11 protein-coding genes and 3 pseudogenes are annotated in these 17,659 nt (G+C 53.2%); 8 read left to right on the top strand and 6 right to left on the bottom strand.

All coding sequences use genetic code 11. The annotated features are described in order from the left end of the window. Nucleotides 1-122: 122 nt before the first annotated feature. Nucleotides 123-662, bottom strand: a pseudogene (locus tag IAE39_RS00550) (aminoacyl--tRNA ligase-related protein); the annotation flags it as partial. A gap of 2 nt (nt 663-664) precedes the next feature. Here IAE39_RS00550 and IAE39_RS00555 point away from each other — a divergent pair. The 4 genes and pseudogenes from IAE39_RS00555 to IAE39_RS00570 form a co-directional block, all read left to right on the top strand. Further along, nucleotides 665-1,945 (top strand): annotated as a pseudogene (locus tag IAE39_RS00555) (dihydroorotase); the annotation flags it as partial. Between the two features lie 32 nt (nt 1,946-1,977). After that, nucleotides 1,978-2,268, top strand: a complete 291-nt coding sequence (locus tag IAE39_RS00560; protein ID WP_201164993.1) for a TraR/DksA C4-type zinc finger protein — start codon at nt 1,978-1,980, stop codon at nt 2,266-2,268. Between the two features lie 384 nt (nt 2,269-2,652). Then, complete coding sequence (locus IAE39_RS00565; RefSeq protein WP_201198405.1) at nt 2,653-3,684, top strand: ABC transporter substrate-binding protein; 1,032 nt, start codon at nt 2,653-2,655, stop codon at nt 3,682-3,684. Between the two features lie 23 nt (nt 3,685-3,707). Continuing rightward, on the top strand, nt 3,708-4,598 hold the full coding sequence (locus IAE39_RS00570) for a TauD/TfdA dioxygenase family protein (protein ID WP_201198407.1): 891 nt from the start codon (nt 3,708-3,710) through the stop codon (nt 4,596-4,598). Nucleotides 4,599-4,677: 79 nt separating this feature from the next. Here IAE39_RS00570 and IAE39_RS00575 read toward each other — a convergent pair whose 3' ends face one another. Further along, a complete protein-coding gene (locus IAE39_RS00575) occupies nt 4,678-5,592 on the bottom strand; it encodes a LysR family transcriptional regulator (RefSeq protein ID WP_201198408.1) in 915 nt (304 codons plus the stop codon). 697 nt (nt 5,593-6,289) lie between these two features. On the opposite strand from IAE39_RS00575, the gene ykgO reads away from it, so the two are divergent. Continuing rightward, a complete protein-coding gene (ykgO, locus tag IAE39_RS00580) occupies nt 6,290-6,418 on the top strand; it encodes a type B 50S ribosomal protein L36 (protein WP_201165004.1) in 129 nt (42 codons plus the stop codon). 17 nt (nt 6,419-6,435) lie between these two features. On the opposite strand, the pseudogene IAE39_RS00585 reads toward ykgO, so the two are convergent. From IAE39_RS00585 to IAE39_RS00600, 4 genes and pseudogenes are all read right to left on the bottom strand, one after another. Then, nucleotides 6,436-6,931: pseudogene (locus tag IAE39_RS00585) on the bottom strand (TonB-dependent receptor domain-containing protein); the annotation flags it as partial. A 296-nt stretch (nt 6,932-7,227) separates the two neighbouring features. Next, complete coding sequence (locus tag IAE39_RS00590; RefSeq protein ID WP_328822849.1) at nt 7,228-9,411, bottom strand: DEAD/DEAH box helicase; 2,184 nt, start codon at nt 9,409-9,411, stop codon at nt 7,228-7,230. A gap of 43 nt (nt 9,412-9,454) precedes the next feature. Next, nucleotides 9,455-10,750, bottom strand: coding sequence for an ATP-binding protein (locus IAE39_RS00595; protein ID WP_201198410.1), 1,296 nt, complete (start codon nt 10,748-10,750; stop codon nt 9,455-9,457). Continuing rightward, on the bottom strand, nt 10,747-13,170 hold the full coding sequence (locus tag IAE39_RS00600) for a tellurite resistance TerB family protein (RefSeq protein ID WP_201198411.1): 2,424 nt from the start codon (nt 13,168-13,170) through the stop codon (nt 10,747-10,749). The genes IAE39_RS00595 and IAE39_RS00600 overlap by 4 nt, the downstream gene beginning before the upstream one ends. 1,091 nt (nt 13,171-14,261) lie before the next feature. On the opposite strand from IAE39_RS00600, the gene IAE39_RS00605 reads away from it, so the two are divergent. The 3 genes from IAE39_RS00605 to IAE39_RS00615 all read left to right on the top strand — a co-directional run bounded on the left by IAE39_RS00605 (nt 14,262) and on the right by IAE39_RS00615 (nt 17,637). Then, on the top strand, nt 14,262-14,642 hold the full coding sequence (locus IAE39_RS00605; protein ID WP_201198412.1) for a hypothetical protein: 381 nt from the start codon (nt 14,262-14,264) through the stop codon (nt 14,640-14,642). A gap of 111 nt (nt 14,643-14,753) precedes the next feature. After that, nucleotides 14,754-17,390, top strand: a complete 2,637-nt coding sequence (locus IAE39_RS00610) for a UvrD-helicase domain-containing protein (protein ID WP_201198413.1) — start codon at nt 14,754-14,756, stop codon at nt 17,388-17,390. 37 nt (nt 17,391-17,427) lie between these two features. After that, nucleotides 17,428-17,637, top strand: a complete 210-nt coding sequence (locus IAE39_RS00615; RefSeq protein ID WP_201198481.1) for a hypothetical protein — start codon at nt 17,428-17,430, stop codon at nt 17,635-17,637. Nucleotides 17,638-17,659 lie beyond the last annotated feature (22 nt).

Consider the following 17,659-nt stretch of genomic DNA (forward strand, 5'->3'; position numbering starts at 1 on the left):
CATCTGGCTTTAAATATTTCAGGATGCTCTTCATTAACCTGGCGGTGTGCAAGGTGAGGTTTCGGGCGTGCAGTTGTTAAAACAGCAATTTTCCGGGCAGCGGCGTATCCTCTGCCCACATCTTCGTCAACGTATTCAATGCCGAATCGTTCAGGGAGGTTCATATCGACCTGGAGCGTGCCGCACTGCCAGTCCCGGCCAATCGCGTCGCGCAAAACGAACTCAAGCTTGGGCCCGTAGAAGGCACCTTCACCAGGATTGACCTGATAGACGAGGTTCATTTCTTCGAGAGAGTGGATGAGCGCACCCTCGAGTTGATCCCAAGTGGCGTCACTGCCGATTCGGTTGGCAGGGCGAGTAGACAGCTTGATGCGCACTTCCTCGAAGCCAAACTGGCGATAGATGTCCAGAACTAAAGCCACGACGGATCGGCACTCCTCGTTCATCTGTTCAGGAGCGCAGAAAATGTGCGCGTCGTCCTGGGTAAAGTGACGAACCCGAAGCAATCCATGGAGAGAGCCGGAAGGTTCATACCGATGGACTTTACCGAATTCGCCCATGCGAATCGGCAAGTCGCGATAGCTCTTGAGGCCGTGTCGATAGAGGAGGGTGCCGCCTGGGCAATTCATCGGCTTGAGAGCTAGGGCGCGACCATCTTCGGTTTCTCATTGCATATGACCGAATTGAGAAAATTGCAGGTAGCATCGATGGTGTTAACGCCTCCGTCGAAATTGATGCGCAGGGTCGCTGGCTTGTGCCAGGAATGATCGACGACCAGGTGCACTTTCGTGAGCCTGGCGCTGCTCACAAGGCAACCATGGCGAATAAGTCCCGAGCCGCCGTTGCGGGTGGGATTACCAGCTTTATGGACATGCCCGATACCAATCCGGCTACCTTGTCCCTCGCCGCGCTTCAAGATAAGAAAGCCCGAGCCGCTGCTTCGTCAGTCGCAAACTTCGGCTTTCACTTTGGAGTCAGCAAGGACAATCTGGATGTAGTCGCCAGTCTTGACCCGCAGCAGGTCGCAGGTGTGAAGGTGTTCATGGGCGCGTCGACGGCAGACATGCTCCTTGACGATCCTCGAGTACTGGAGCGGCTGTTTGCCAATGTACCTACTATCTTGCTCGCGCACTGTGAGCATACGCCTACAATCTTGGCCAACGAGGCTCATTACCGCGAGCAGTTTGGTGATTTCATCCCGCCGGCAATGCACCCGGTAATTCGAGATGCGGACGCTTGTTTCCGCTCATCAAGCTTGGCAGTGGAGCTTGCCAACAAGTTCAACACACGCCTGCATGTGCTGCATTTGACCACGGCTATGGAGCTGAAATTATTCGAGCCTGGCCCTCTTGCGAACAAATTGATCACTGCAGAGGTCTGCGCACATCACTTGCTATTCGATGACCGTGATTACGCAAGCCTTGGCAATCTCATCAAATGCAACCCCGCCATCAAAACCCGAGAGGATCGTGATGCCCTGCGCCAAGCTCTCCTGTATGATCGCATAGATGTAATCGGTACTGATCATGCCCCACATACGTTGGCAGAGAAGCAGAGGGCGTATGCTTCTGCGCCGTTTGGATTACCCCTGGTTCAGCATGCGCTTCCTGCGTTGTTTGAGCTGGTGGAAGAAGGTGTTCTGCCGATTACTCAACTGGTGCAAAAGACGAGTCATGCGGTTGCGGACTTGTTCGCGATCCAGGAGCGCGGATATCTGCGAGAGGGGTACTGGGCAGACCTCGCTCTTGTAGAGCGTTTAGAGGAACCACGACCAGTCGCCCATGACCCGATCCTTGCTCACTGTCAGTGGACACCGTTAAAAAATCACCAGTTGCGGCACCGAGTAATGACGACTGTAGTTTCTGGCCAACTGGCCTGGCATGGCGGATGCGTTAATGAGAGCTGCCAAGGCCTGCCTTTGGCCTTCGGTGCGCAGCGATCCTGACAACTCAAAATTATCGAGCGAGAGTGACCGACATGACGGAACAAGAGCAGCTTTCTCTGCCAGCTGACGATTACATGGACGCCGCGCAACAGGGGTTCTTCCGAGAGCTGCAGTGGCAATTGCGCCTGCTTGAGCGGGAGAAGAAGCTATTGGACAAGATTGACGAAGCCTTGGAGAGGATCTCGCGAGGAGAGTATGGATGGTGCGAAGAGACGGGAGAGCCCATTGGATTGCGACGTTTGCTTCTGCGGCCAACTGCGAAGTTGAGCGTTGAAGCCAAGGAGTGGCAGGAAAGGAAAGAGCGGCATGTGCGGGAAGACTAGGCTGGTTAGTAGTTGACCCAACAAGATACTTTAAACATATGGGGATCGATTCCTTGCCTAAGGCGGCTCGATTGCTATTTTAACATTATGAGTGCTAAAGCTTCCGCTAGGAGTACAGCTAAGCTTGGTTATAGTTTTTTGAGGGCGCTCTGCCTCACTCCTTTCTATATACACGATAAGTGATGTGCGGAAAATAGCGCGCTCGTTGCAATCTCCTCATTTCGCTTTTGCATCACTTGCATGACCTACCCGGTGTGGCGTATTCATTGGCTTATGCCCTTGTGCATGGTGCTTAGCTATTTTTTCTGTTTGTAAAATTCAATATGTTCATTTAACGTGCCGCTATACATTGCTTAAGCATCATGCAGGTGGTTCAGGAAAAATATGAACAGACTTCTTCAGCTCGCTCTATTTACTTTGACATTGATGACTACATCAGCTTATGCGGCGAATAGTGCGCCTGCCACCATTCGAATTGCCGTTCCGGATGCAGGCGGAAGCGACAAGCATGCTGCCGGAGGCGTGATAGATGTAATCCGTGAGCAACACTTGCTCGAGAAAGCATTTGAGAAAGATAAAATAACTATTGAGTGGCGATTTTTTAAAGGTGCTGGCCCAGTCATCAATGAGGCACTAGCGAATGATCAAGTCGATATTGCATACATGGGCGACCTGGCGGCTATCGTTGGGAAAGCTGGTGGCCTGGATACTCGTGTGTTATCCGTAGGTGTGCGCGGGATAAAAAGCTATCTAGCCGTTCGGCCTGGCTCCGAGATTAAGCAGTTGAGTGATTTGAAAGGCAAGCGCATAGCTGTATTTAGAGGCACTGCTCTTCAGTTATCATTTGTTAGCGCTCTGGCCAGCCAAGGGCTCTCGGAGCGTGACGTAAAAGTAATCAACTTAGATCCGAATGCGGCGAATGCGGCATTGGCCGCAGGCCAAATTGATGGAACCTGGGGGCTTTCCAATTTGATAGTTCTGCAGCAACGCGGTTTGGCAGAGCTTCCTGTCAATTCAAAAGAATTGCAGAACGCTGGGAGTACTCAGATGATGCTTCTTGGCACTGGAAAATTTGTTCGCGACTATCCAGAGCTCGTGACGCGACTGCTCGAGGTTCAAAAGCAAGCTTCAGATTGGTTAAGAGATGAACGCAACAAAAAAACTTACATCGAATTATTTACAAAAAACTCTTCATGGCCGCCATATGTCTTGGAGACCGAGCTGGCAGATGAGGATCTAGCGACTTACTTTGACCCGCGGCTCGATGCAGATTTTGTTTCGGGATTACAAAAGAGTATCGAGCTAGCCTTTAGTGAGCGTTTAATACGTCGCCGCTTTGAGGCCCGCGACTGGGTAGAACCAAGCTACATGAACAAAGTAATGGCCGAGAAAGCCACGGCTAAAGTTAACCCATAAATTCAGCCATAGTTGGGTGGTGTATGAGCGAAAAATCATTGAGTAGTTCTGAATATCAAAACGGGATAGAAATTATCCCAGTTGCTGGTCGTATTGGTGCTGAAGTTCGAGGGATTAAACTTTCCGGCAGCCTGGCAGCAGACGCAGTAGAGACTATCCAGGAAACGCTGGTTAAGTATAAGGTCATTTTCTTTCGCGGTCAGAATCATTTGGATGACCAAGAACAGGAGGCATTTGCTGAACTACTAGGCGAACCTGCTCGTCACCCTACGTTAGCTGCGGTAGGTGGCACTAAATATATGCTTGAGCTGGACGGCGATTCAGGCCGTCGTGCAGCGTCATGGCACACGGACGTAACCTTTATAGACGCTTACCCCAAAGCGTCTGTATTGCGCAGTATCATTTTACCTGAATCTGGCGGCGATACAGTTTGGGCGAATACCGCAAGCGCCTATGAAAACCTGCCAGCGCATCTCCGTGCCTTTGCCGATACGCTGTGGGCAATCCATACCAACGACTATGACTACATTCCTCCTACAGAAGGAATTAGGGATAAGCAAAGTAGTTTTTTGTCGACCATTTATGAGGCTGAGCATCCAGTAGTGCGAGTGCATCCGATCTCTGGCGAGCGGACACTGCAACTTGGTCATTTTGTTAAATATTTGAGAGGATATTCACTGGAAGATTCAAGGAAGCTAGTATCGCTGCTTCAGGGGCATGTAACTGCCCTAGAAAACACTGTGCGCTGGTGTTGGAGTCTGGGTGATGTAGCTATCTGGGATAATCGAGCAACCCAGCACTATGCGCTCAACGATTATGGTACGCAGCGGAGGCTGATGCGCCGCGTCACTTTAAAAGGTGAGGTGCCAGTGGCGGTGGATGGATCTCTGAGCCGATCAATACGCAAAGGCTGAATATCTCGCGATAAAGTTTGAAGTATGGCGTCAGGTTGTGCTGCCCTGGCGCCACTCAGACATTTACGATTGCTTCTCCTTAAATCTCTTCATCACTAGTAACTAATTGATTTATTAGTGCTCTTGCCATGGGTGATAAACCGATGTCAACACGGCTGACTATCCCGTAGCGTGTATAGAAAGCGTCCTCGTGTTCTGGTAGTAGATTCGCAAGTTTTAGAATGATCAATCGCGGATTCGCTTCTTGTTGTTGGAAATTGTTTGTGCATGCAATTCCGATTGCGTCAGATTGTTGAACGATGTTTATCAGGGCGTATCCATGTTCGCACTCTACCGTGGGGGTGAAGTCTCTACGCCCACTAAGCTCACATAGAAGCTTGTGAATTCTGGGAGGGTGAAATACTGTCGCTAGTGGGTACTGTAGTAGATCTTCCGCCCGCACTTCCTCCTTACAACTCAGAGGATGCCCTGCGCGGCAACAAAAGTTCCACCGCCTAGGTTTTATATGTGTTATTTTGTGGTTAGGGCTGGACTCAAACTCGTCACTATCGGCTATGAAAAAATCAATGTCCTCGGCAGAAAGCTTTTGTTTGAGACCTTGCCAGCTGTCTACTTGCAGATATGTCTTAACTGCCGGATATTCTGTAATGAAGCGCCCTACCGCAATTGCAACTAGCCCGCCCGCAGCTGCTGGGCCAGAACCGAATCTTACCAGGCCCGTGCTGGTTCCGCTAAAATCCTCAACCTCTCTGATCAAGCTGCGAGCGCCATGAACGATTTGCCGCGCGTGCTCAAGAACCAATAAGCCATGCCGTGTAGGGTTTAACCCCTTTTCACCTCTATCAACTAATCTGTATCCAATATTATTCTCTAGACTTTGTATGCTGCGACTGAATGCCGATTGAGACAAATGCACAGCTGCTGAAGCTGCAGCAAAACTGCGATGTTCGATTAGGGCAATAAAGTGACGAAGCTGGCGGAGATCAATATTCATGTACGTTTCACAGGCTACTAGTTATAAATTTGGTGATGTTATATCTTTCGAATAATCAAGCCAAATAATTGATCGATCTATTGTTATTCCTTTTTGGAATGTACTTGAAGGGCAATTAAACGGTTCCGGTAATTCGGGTTGTCATTGAGTATATTAGAGCTGTTTCACGGTACTTATAAGTTGTTCTGTTTTTTAGAATAGCAAAGTCCCGGTAATGATTGTGAACTTATTCAAAAGGGATGGCCCGGATTATTAGGGCTGACAATTACAAGCATCGCAGCCGACTAGCCCGCGCTTGACGGGCTAGATCTTGAGCTTGAGCTTGACTAAAAAATCGGCTATTGAAATTCCTTGCTAAGCACGTAATTCATACAAACAAAAACAAAAATACGACGCCAAATTATTGGCATCGGCAGTCTAATGCCATGTCGCCGATGCATGCATACAAAGAAAACCGCAAAGCGTCACGCGCGTTCGAAATGCTCCGTAGTCGGATTCGTCCTTGTGATTCCGACGCGCTCCATGGGTTGTTGCCGCACCTCCAAACGCGCGATGTTTGGTAACCGATTTAATACCCAGGGGACAGCTAAGGACGCGCCGGCTGTCCTGAAGACTCGAGAGTGATGGCCGGCAGGAGTGGTCGTAATCGAGAATGATTTTCGTTATCATAGTGTTATTACATAACAGGAGTAGTGCTATGCAAGTCCTTTCATCGCTCAAGCAAGCCAAGAATCGCCATCGGGACTGCCAGGTAGTGAAGCGGCGCGGGAGACTCTACGTAATCTGCAAATCCAATCCGCGCTTAAGGCGCGGCAAGGTGGTGTGAAGAAAATGTGAAATCTTCTGAGTGCCGGTCTCCCAGCCTTCGTTGATCGATGGATCAAGGTCTTCATTACGCGGCGGTACCTTGTAGGCAGCTGCACCTGTGCCTACCTGGAAAGTGCGGCCCCAGTTCGCATAAAAACTCGCAAACTTCCAGGGTGAGTAGACGACACTGAGCTTCGGCTGCTTGATAAGGCCATAGTCGTTGATGTCGTAATCTTGGTCGGTAAGCTTGCTGGTGAAATCGCCGCTGATCTTGTCGACGCGGGGCCGGGACAATCTTCAGCGACTCAAAGGGCTCGATTTCGGCCTGCACATAGGCTCCAACGGTATTGAAGTCGAAATCTTGGTCGCGAGTCTGAGTCTGCCGCACGAGGTTGATGGTGTTGTAGCGCTCGCTGCGGTTTTCCTGCTTCTGCATATCGCTACCGCCCTCCAGGGCGAAGGCGTGCAACCATTCAACCTCGGGCCGCCAGGTCAAGGAGGTGATGGCGCCGTATTGGGTCTCGTACCCATTGCACTGTTGCATTGGGTACTGCCTGTTGTTAGGAGTGAGGCGCTCCTGTGTAGAAGCTCAAGTCTCAGACAACGGGGAGTAACGGATTTTCTCATCGAGCGATTCGACTCTCCGGCTTTGGTCATGTGAGCTGAAGAAAGGGGGGGCAACCACGCAGCGCTTGTGATGGTGCGTTTGGCTTCAGCTGCTGTAATGGGGCCAGAGCGGGCCGTGGTCAAACGGGCGCCGAGCGGTAGCAGTGCCCAGCAGCGGGGGCTGTTGGGCGTCCGCTGCTACTGGACACGCCCAAGCGCCCTCTACTGGTACTGGTTTTCACTGATTTTTCGAGCTATTTCCACCGCGCCTTGCAGATCTAGGTGACTTGAGGCAAACGACCTCATCAAAAGCGGTTGAGGAAGAGCCCAGTCCCATTTCTCTCGGATCATGTTTTCCACGTTCTCGAGAATGGGCTCCAGATTAGAGACATCTAGCTGAGCGACGGTACGCAATGCTTTCAGTGAATCCTCCGCACCAAATGCGATGTCCAGAAAAAGTCCCGAGTTCTCACACTGGATGCCCACATGCCTCAGCAGCAAAGCCAAGGCATCATTGGTGTAGTCGCCTTGCCAAGTTACAAGATGGCTGGCGCTAGCCGATCCCACGATCGACTTTTCCCCGAGCCCGAGGGCATGAAATGTTTGCCGCGCTTCCTGGAGCAATGATTGGGCCTGCTTGTCCAGGAAAGGGCAGGGTGCTGTTTCCGAAAGAACACTCCGCATCTCCATTCGAACGCGATCGTGTATCTGAGCGCCCAAGCCGTCAAACTGGGGTGGCTCGCCGCCGCGCGTTGGGGTAACCACGATGACTTTGGCTTCAAGATCTACATCCTGAACCTGCCAGCGTCGGCCACCAAAGATGATTCTCTGCCCCTTGGAGAGTGGCCGGCTAACGGGCAGAGATCCCAGTGGTTTGCCATCTCTGAGCAGTCGGAACTCTTCATCGCTGGTAAAAGCGGTGTAGAACTCATAGTGATTGATCAGACGCTCACCCAGCTCACCTGGCAGGAGCAGACCAGAACTGTCCTGGACAATCAGCTCCTTCTCACCCATGCCCTTGAGCAGCAACATCAGATCGCCCTTCGTTACGCTCGCGAAGCTGCCGCTGGCAATGAGATCGTTCCACAGTTGGGCAGCGCTGGCGCCGCCCATTTGGGCAATGGTCGACAGGCATTGCTGAACGAGCGTGGAAGCATGCATTCCCTGCGAACGAGGGGGCTCAAACCAACCGGCCACCAGCAAGCGAATCATGGCAACGGTTTGCACCAACCCTTCACGCAGTTGATCGGAAAGGTCGGACTGATCCGTGAGCACGCGCTCCCGGCAGTAGCCTCTCAGGATGGCAGGCTCGCCTGCGCGCCGTCCCGATCTTCCGAGCCTTTGTCGCAGGCTAGCTACAGAGGGTGGGCATCCCACTTGGGCAACTGTTCTGATGTTTCCGATATCAATGCCTAGCTCAAGCGTCGTCGTGCAAATAGCAGAAGCGGGTGGATCGCCGGCTTTTAGGGCACGCTCAGCATCTTCTCGCAGCTCTTTTGAGAGGCTGCCATGGTGTGGCCAGAACTCGTTGAGAACGCCATCGTTTTCGCACAGCGACCGCAGTCGATCTGCAAACCACTCTACCTCTTGGCGCCGGTTAGGGAAGATCAGGTTGTTGTGCCCGCGTAAAACCTTGTAGAGATGTCCGGCGATCGCAACTTTAGAGCCTGACTCCTCGGTCTCCTCGTCTGTGGCATCTTCCTCAGAGGATTGTCGCTTACCATGGTCGGCAACCTCCTGCTGCATTGGACGCTCGATGTAGCCGCGTACCTGAACTTGCAGCTCCTGGCCTGTCGACGTCGAGTTGATGACGGTGATCTGCTCAGGGTTGTTCGGCCTTAGAAACACCTGAGCCAGAGACATCTCACCCAAGGTGGCAGATAGGCCCACACGTGGAAGCTGCCTGCCAACGACTGTCTCCACGCGCTGCATCAAAGACTGCAATTGCTTTCCACGCTCGCTGCCAATGAACGCGTGAAGCTCATCCACGACGATGTAACGTAGGTTTTGAAAAACACCTGGCAAGCTTGAGCCTCGGTTCACGAAGAGTGCTTCAAGCGACTCTGGTGTGATCAGCAGAATGCCTTCAGGTGATTTGAGAAAGCGTTGTTTCTTGCTTGCGGACACGTCCCCATGCCACGCGACGACTGGAATCTCCAGTCGTTCGCACAGTCTGCTCAGCCTGTCCCATTGATCGTTGATCAAGGCTTTCAGGGGGCTGATGTAGAGCACCGCGCCTGCGGTGCTCGTATCGTTCAAGAGGTTGCTCATGACGGGGAGGAAAGCGGCCTCGGTTTTACCTGCAGCAGTCGAGGCCGCGATGATGACGTCCTGGTCGGCGCCAATTAGGGCCGGCACCGCCCACTCCTGCGCATCGCGTAGCGACGTCCAGCCCTGCGACCAGATCCATTGCTGAACCTCAGGGTGCAGACGCTCGAATGATGAAGAATCAGAGCTTGAAACTGGCGAGCTCATCATCGGCCTCGACTTCTAGATCCTGCTGGGCTCCTTCATCCTTGGCCAACTCCACAGCGCCGACCAGCGACCGCCAATCTGCTCCAGGGTTTTGCTCGATCACCGCAAGTAAGCTGATGAACGCTGTGATCGTAGTCCTCGGCGTGCGGAAATAAGCCTCCCCCAGTCGCTGATTGCAGTGAGCCATGAAGGCTGGGATCGCTTCATCCGGCAGCAGGAATTTCTCAGGTTCACCGTAGGCGTACACGTGCCTGAGCTTTTGCAGCAGCACGAAGAAATCTTCGGGTGTCAGGCTGCTCAGTCGAATGACCGGGCCAGACAAGTCAACCAGGCCAGACTTGGCAAAGGTGTTTTCTGCCAGACGGGACTGGAGGGCAGGGTAGCTGTACAAGCCGCGGCGAGTGTCCATCAAGAATTCTGGTGTGCCGCCTAAGACAAAGCCGAGACCTTCTGCAGAACCCTGCAACGAGTCATTCAGAATGCGCAGGATCTGTTCGTAGTTGGCGTTACGGGCTTGGGTGTTCGCAAGCTTGTAGAGGTTGACCAACTCGTCGAGGCAGACCATCAAACCGCCAAAGCCTGCCAACCGCACAAAGCGCGCAAGCAGTTTCAACTGGTCGTAAACCGATGCGTCATCGACGATCGTGCGCACACCAAGTGCAGCTCGCGCATCTGTCTTGGTGGAGAATTCGCCACGCAGCCAGCGGATGGCATCTGCTTTCAGCTGTTCATTTCCCTCTTCGAAACCACGGCAGTAAGCTGCGATGACCTCGGCAAAGTCATAGCCATTAACCATCTCAGTGAGCTCTGCCAGGTACTCACGAATGACGGCTTCGCTTTCCACACCCTTGGCTTTGGCTTCAGACTTGGCCTGGGAAATGAATTTTTCGACGATGCCCTGGAGTGCACCACCATCGGGTTTCGTTCTTGTGGCCATGTTCTTGGCCAGCTCAGAATACAGCGACCGAGCTTGCCCACCGGAGGCATGGAGTCGACGATCCGGGTTCAGATCACCATGCATGGTGACTAGCTTGCGCTCCATGGCGATACCGCGCACCAGGTTCAGGAAGAAGGTCTTACCTGCACCGTACTCACCAACGACCACACGGAAGGCCGAACCACCATCGGCCAAGCGATCAACATCCTTGAGCAGCGAGTCGAGCTCGCCGGCTCGGCCCACCTGAATCAAATGCTGGCCAACGCGAGGTACAACGCCTGCACGTAGTGACTGGATGACCGCGTCGCGATCCTTGGCACGTATCTTACTCATAGGGCTAATTCGTCCAGAATTTCGGGATTGATTTCGATCGGTTCGTCGCCTTCGGTCACCGGCATGTCGAAGAGCTCGAAGGCGGTGTCGTTAATCCGCTCCAATGCACCGTCCAGCATGAGCTCCATATCGCTCGCGGCGTCCTCAAGCTCGGCACGACTCCATTCGGTTCGTGAAACCAAGAGACGCAGGAACGCGGAGTGTTCCACATCCAGCCCGTGAACAGTGGCAAGCTGCTCGGCTGCGCTTTCTTCAACGTCCTGAGTGACTTCAGGCGATTGGACATTGTTAGTTTCAGCGGTCGACTCGTCGCTGAACACGCTGGCGAGCAGGGCTGATACTTCAGCGGTCTCCTGCTGCAGGCGAGCGACTTTGTGCATGTCCAGGACAAAGCCTGCGTCGGCTTTGTGTGCAGAGTTGCTAGCTATCGTTGGGCTTGTAGCCCCGGTCACTGTTTCCACCTGCCGAGCAGGCAGTACCGCAGCACTGTGCAAATCGCTGTAGACGAACTGCGGATCCAGCGACAACGACTTGTAAACTCGCTCAAGCAGCTTCACTTCTTGCGGCGTGACCTCGCCGTCTGCCTGGGCCAGGTGGGCCAGGAAGCTCGCAATTTTTCGCTTAGCCTCTGCAGTTAAAGGCTCCAGCTTCTTCTTGAGGCTCGCCAGGGTAGGGGGCTGTTTCAGCTGAATTTGCAGGTGGGCTTTCAAGCGCTTGCGGTGGGCCACACAGAGGTGATCCCACGAGTCGATGTGCCCAGACAATAAGCTCACTTCTTCGAGAGAGGTGTCACCATCTGCCGCAGCGACAGCGCTGGCCAGATCAAGGGTCACAGCTGCAGCGTTGTAGGCGTCCGATGAGCGAAGAGAGCCTTCCTCCGATTCAGCGGCGAACAGAGCGATGGTGTCTTCAGCTTTAGGGGTGCGGCTACCGGAGAGCACATCGGGCTCCAAGCCAATGCGCTTGCTCTCCAGTGCACGGGCCAGCGCGATCACCTTGTCACGTGAAAGCGCGCCGGCGGATTTGAATCGCCCGGCCAACTCGCCGAAGCTCATGCAAATAGTTTCACCGCCCACACGTTGCGCAAGCTGATCGAGCTCAGTTTGAGCCTCTGCTGGCCAGAGTTCAGTGGGTAGCTGAAGGATGGCTTCAAGCGAGCCCGCTGCATCCGGGTTGCGCCCCAGGTACCGGCTATAAGGGTCGAGCACGTTCGTGCAGTCTTCAACGATAACCTGCAGCTTGTTTCGGGTGCCAGAGGTGGCGCTCACGTCCGGTAAGTCACCCACGGATTCAGCCGGAATGTTCAGTGTCGCTGAGGCTGGGCGATAGGCGGTTTTGAGCTTGGTTTTGTTCTGAGCCAGCGCGATCCCGTTGGGGTAGCGCTTTGCGAACTCGTTTTTGAAGAGTGCTGCAAATTGCTCCGGGCAACGAGTCACAGGTGTGCGCCTGGAGATGTTTGGCTCTGACTGCGCCCAGGCCAATGCCCAACTTGGATTCAGTGGGAATTTATCCACGGCCATCTGACCCAGAGCGACGCGAAGTGACATCGGCAGTTCATAACCGTCGGCGCTCATGGTGGGCGGCTCGCTCAAATAGCTTTGAGCTTGGAGCGAGCCTGATTCGAGATGAGCGAGGAAGCGTGTTGCGTAGCCGCGGAAGGAAGAGTTGCCGCCGTAGAGATCTATCAGACGCCTCACTTCGGCTTTGATCGCAGGCAGTTCAGCCTTCGCCTGTGGGTCGGTTGGCGCATCAATCAGCGCACGCCGTTCAAGCCCATAGAAGAACAGGAATACGTACCCGGCATCGGCTGGCTGACGACGTCCACCGGCCAGCCATTGCAGATAGGCCCGACGTGCCTCTGGCGTGATGCTCTTGTAGCTAGGCCAGTAGGGCATTTGCCGATCAGTGAGGCTCATGGGGGATCGTGCAACTCGAAGGGTTGCATCAAGCAAAGAAGGCTCGGAATGACCGAATTGGGTTGCGCGTTCGGTGATGTAGAGCATCCCGCCTGGTATGGAGAGCCCTGCGACGTTGAATGATTCGCCTTCTGCGAGCCAACGTACACCAATCGGCTGAGGGGGCTTGGGAATGGCGAAGCCTTGATTAGACGGAGTGCCTACTTGAACTGTATGGAATTCAGGTTCGCGCGCGCGCGTGCTTGCTGCGTTGAACTGGACGGAAACACTAGGTGAGTTTGCTTGCAGGGGAGCTGCGGCAATTTCAGCCATGAGCGCATCCTCTGCGTCATTCGGATTGTCGCGGGAGGGGCGCCTGATGGCCCATACCAACACCCCAATGCCCAGGATGACTCCGAGTGCAATCCATACCTGCTTCGGAATCTGCGCCAAGAGGGCAACGACGAATAACAAGGCGTACAGAGCGATCGGCCCGCCGCCGCTCCCTTTTCGCTTCCGTGGCATACGAGTGTTCCATGATGTGGGTAATGGCCAAATGACATTCTTACGGATTTTTTAAGGCCGGCCAAGCCTATTAGACGAAGGGGAGGGGCATTGCGCAGCCTCGTGGAGTGGGTTCACGAGATTTGGACGGCGTTTGTAAGGGCACTGTAAGCCGTGCTACCTCCCTCCCGGGCATGGCAGGATGGTAGAAAATTATTAACTGAGTTAATGGTTTGGTGAGTTGTTGTTTGATAATGTATTCGGTAGTGCGCTTTTTTTGTGTCGCTTAATCCTCGAAGTGGCTGCGCGTGTCCGAGCTCTAACATTGTTGTTTGTATTTTTGTTTTAATGTGTCGTTAGATGAACTTCTGTGGTGCTGTTCCGTGCTTTTGTACTGCTTTTTTAAGCTGGGGCGTATTGCTCCTCCAGTACATTGCTGTCATGAAGCTATTGCTCGGTAAGCTGAGTCTTGCCCTCTCGTGTCGCTATAGCTGTCTCATCTCCCTGGATCATTTAGGTAGGCAAAGGAACGCTGTCAGACCCAGATCCTTATGAATTACCAAACCGTTCGTCGGATGATTGGGAAAGGTTTTAATTATTGTAAACTGACAAAATAAATCATATAAATTGACAGTGTCAATACACTGAAAATATTTTAACATACTGATATTAAACGGATTTTTTTGTTTTCATTAGTGTTTGTGTTGGTTTTTGCAAGGTGTCGTATCACTGTACGTTGCAAGTTATTTTTTTGAGATATCTTGGTTGTGCTTCTCAACTTCGGTTGATGTTGGCTAGAGACTTTGCATTCTGCGAGCGTCCGTTTATGCTCTGTTGAAGAGTTTATTTTTCACTGAGCGATAGGTGCCTTTTGGCATCTATGGGAGGGCTTATGCGTGCCTTTTTATTTGCTGTGTTCTGTATGGTTCTTCTTGTCCTTCTTTTCTGGGTGCAGTCCGCATATTGAATTCGATCGCCAGGGCCTAAAGTGCATGCATAAAAGTTCTTATTTATTAAAGGCTGAGTGCCAACGTCACAGCCGAGATTTGCAGCTCGCTCGGAGGGCGCTATTCTCCCGATTCCGACCGTCAGGTATTGAAGCAGGATTATCAATGGAGCATGTTCGCTGGTTTGACTCATCGCTCGAGGGGAGAGAGCATCGGGTGGCAAGACGTTATGCCCTTGCTATGGGTGGTCTGGGCTCGATGGCCTTCACTGCGAGCGAATGGCTCACGATGACGCCCGTCAAGGCCTTGATTGTTGCAGTGGCCTTGATGCTGGCAGGTGGCTTCGTAGGCACTGAGTATCGCTTGATGTACCGGTTGATCCGCAAGAGCATGAGCTTCACGAAGTTACTATGTCTGTTGCTGCCATCCGCCCCCTTTGTGCTCGCTGGCACCTTGTCATTGGGTGTTGCCACTGGACTCGCTGATTGGGACACATTGAGCGGCCTCCCTAAAGCGCTGGTTCATGCATACATCCCATTCGCCTGAGTCTGGTGAAGTGGTACGCTCCGTTCGACCTTAAGAGAGGCGTGCGCTTCGAGCGCAGGTAACCTGTGTTGTAGCGCTCGCTTCTGTCGTACGAAATGGAGATGTACCGTAGTGGACGCCCAAAACCCCGGCTCGCCAGACGAAGAGATTCGGGAGCCAACCTTCGCCCAGAACCTGCTTCACCGGATGATCAACCGTGTGCTTGATGCTGCAGGTGTGCGGCAGATTTCTGCATGGAGAGAAGGGCGGGAATCAGGTCACCATGAGGGCTATAAGAAAGGATTCAGTATCGGGCAGGCTGCTGGGGAGGCAATTGGTGATGGAGTCGGGCACTCCCGAGGCGTTCGCGAAGGCCATGCAAGCGGACACGATGACGGGCGCACCGCTGGCTATGCGGAAGGCCAGGCGGCGGGCTATGAAGCTGGCCACAAGAAGGGATTCGATGAAGGGAAGTTGATCATCGAGGTGCAGCCCGGGCCCTCACCGAAAATCGAAGCCCCGGGAATCCGTGAAGACCAGTTGTTCAAGGACTGGCGCTTCCCGATAACGGATGAGCTGGAAGCGCAGATTCGCTCGGAAATTGGTAGCAAACTGGAGAATCAGCCGCCTTCCGCGGATCAGTGGAAAATGATCCTCTCCCGTACACCGACCACTTCAGTGGTAGCAGGCGCAGGTAGTGGCAAATCCACGACCATGGTGCTGCGGCTTCTGGTACTGCGGCATTATCTGGGAATCGACTTTTCTAACCTCACCGTTGTTACGTTCACCGTCGAGTCCAAGAAGGATTTCGCGAAGAAAGTCAGGGAGGTGTTTTCCCTGTGGGGCTATGACATCTCGTACGACGACTCAATGAAAATCGTCCGTACGTTCCACTCGAGAATCCTGTCATTTGCGCGCTGCTTGCCAGGCATGGGAAGCGTTCAGCCCTTCGAGTTCCTTGAGAAGGATGGAAGCACCAAGGAGAAGGGCTCAATGTTCCAGGTCAAAATGGGAGAACCCCAGCTTGAGCTGATGAACGAATGCTACATGCGTCTCTATGACAAAAATCCTGAATTCAAAGCGCTCATCGGCAAGCTCTATCGCCACGCATTGGCGATGGAGAAAGTAAACGCCGATAGCCCTGATGCCTTGAAGGCACAACGTCAAGCTCGCGATCTGGCAAAAGCTGACGAGGACATTTGCGACACCTTGGAGAGGTTGTGGCGTGCGGCAGGGAAATGGCCAATCGAAGGCGTCGAGCCTACCCGCAAAGTGATCCAGCTCTTGGGGCAGGATTTCCAAGTCAACGGATACATTCCAGAGCTCGACGCGTTTGTCATCTTGGGCGTAGATAAATCAGAACCTGCAGATTTGAAGGCAAAGGAAGGGCGGTTCCCCTTCCTCACTGTGGATGTGAAGCACAAGCGAGTCTTGTTCCAAGCACATTGCTCTCGACCAGTTATCTACCTCAAAAGCTATGTCGAATCAGCCAGTCCGATAGAGGCAATCCGCAGCTTGGTGAACACTTGTCCGAAGTTCGCCTACAAGCTCGAGGGTGATATCGCTCCGCAGTACATCACAGAGGCGTTCTACGGCGCTGCGTCATACATGGAAAACCTTGGCTTGGATGTGTTTGAAGCTATACGAGCCATGCGCCTGCTCAAGGACGATGTGGATCGCGATTTCTTCCACGCCTTGGCGATTTACTGGAGCGAATTCACACGTATGTTGTTCAACATGACCCCGCCCGTCATGACGTTCAACACCATGTTCGCCATTTTCAGTGAGCGCAAACCGCACAACCTTAAAGCCCTTACCCCGAGCGTTCTGCGACCGATGACAACGTTGCTCGTCGACGAATTCCAAGACGTCGGTGCGAATACCATTTCGTGGATTCGAGCCACCTTCGCCGAGATCGAACGACGCAACCTGTCAGTACCCTCCAATGGCTCTCCCGCCTATGCATCACTCATGGCTGTCGGGGATGATTGGCAGAGCATTTATGGATGGCGCGGGAGCTCGCCGCACTATCTGATCGACTTCGATAAGGTGTTCGAGTCGCCTGAGCCGAATCGGGTGCTTATGCAGGAGAACCATCGCTCGCACCAGATGGTCATCGATGCGGCGGAGGAGATCGTCAAGCGAACACCTGGCGGTGTCCCTAACAAACACGGGGTTGCGAAAAACAGCGCTGTCATTGGTCATCAAGTACCTGTTGAGGTGCGGGAGCTCGACTGGAAGCAGATCGTCTCAGATGTCGAACGGCACTACGATGCAGGTGACTCCATCCTGGTGCTGACACGTTCAAACTCCGTCAAGGAAGACGCGCGTGAGAAGCTGGAGGATCTGCTTGATAGGGCCAGAATGGAAAAGCGTTCTAGGCAGATCAAATTCCTTACCTACCATTCAGCGAAGGGCCTGCAGGCTAAAGCCGTTTTCCTTCTTGGAGATTGCGACCTCAAGACGTCTTCGCCTTCGAAGAATGATCTGTACACCCAGGCTGGCCTCAACCGTCCCGGTGATCCATGTGGCTATGACACGTCTCAGGGTGAAGAGGCGCTTCGCACCGCTTACGTGGCGATCACGCGGGCTATCACCTATTGCTACTGGTACTTGGACGATGACTCGAAGCCTGCGGTCGAGCGGGCGAGCCGGTATATCAAGGCGACTCAGCCATACTGGAATCGGGTTAACGCGCCTAAGCCGACTTCTGGTACATCAGGCAAGTCAGGAGGGGCGGTGAAGCTGCGTGGCAATCGTGTGTACTGAAGACCTGAAAGCTTGACTTGGACAGTGGAGAGAGCGATTGGACAAGCATCTGATTCGTTTTTTGGAGGGCGACGATCCACTGATGCAGAGTGCGATCGACGCGCTCAAACGCTATCACGAGGCAATCGATGCGGCTGCACCGGAGGTAGAGGTGGAACGTCTGAAAAATGAGGCTGAGTCGCTTTTCCAGGCTGTCTCAGACTACCTGTTGCGTGTCACTGGTGGGCGAGTAGGGCCGCTTCATTGAGCGGTCTCGCTTAAATGGTGAT

The sequence above is a fragment of the Pseudomonas sp. S37 genome (genome assembly GCF_016658545.1).
Lineage (GTDB): Bacteria > Pseudomonadota > Gammaproteobacteria > Pseudomonadales > Pseudomonadaceae > Aquipseudomonas.

Bases quoted from the DNA above. Each gene is read 5' to 3' on its own strand.
- IAE39_RS00605 (WP_201198412.1), top strand. From the start codon at position 14,262: ATGGAGCATGTTCGCTGGTTTGACTCATCGCTCGAGGGGAGAGAGCAT.
- IAE39_RS00570 (WP_201198407.1), top strand. From the start codon at position 3,708: ATGAGCGAAAAATCATTGAGTAGTTCTGAATATCAAAACGGGATAGAA.
- IAE39_RS00595 (WP_201198410.1), bottom strand. From the start codon at position 10,750: ATGAGTAAGATACGTGCCAAGGATCGCGACGCGGTCATCCAGTCACTA.
- IAE39_RS00560 (WP_201164993.1), top strand. From the start codon at position 1,978: ATGACGGAACAAGAGCAGCTTTCTCTGCCAGCTGACGATTACATGGAC.
- IAE39_RS00565 (WP_201198405.1), top strand. From the start codon at position 2,653: ATGAACAGACTTCTTCAGCTCGCTCTATTTACTTTGACATTGATGACT.
- ykgO (WP_201165004.1), top strand. From the start codon at position 6,290: ATGCAAGTCCTTTCATCGCTCAAGCAAGCCAAGAATCGCCATCGGGAC.
- IAE39_RS00575 (WP_201198408.1), bottom strand. From the start codon at position 5,592: ATGAATATTGATCTCCGCCAGCTTCGTCACTTTATTGCCCTAATCGAA.
- IAE39_RS00600 (WP_201198411.1), bottom strand. From the start codon at position 13,170: ATGCCACGGAAGCGAAAAGGGAGCGGCGGCGGGCCGATCGCTCTGTAC.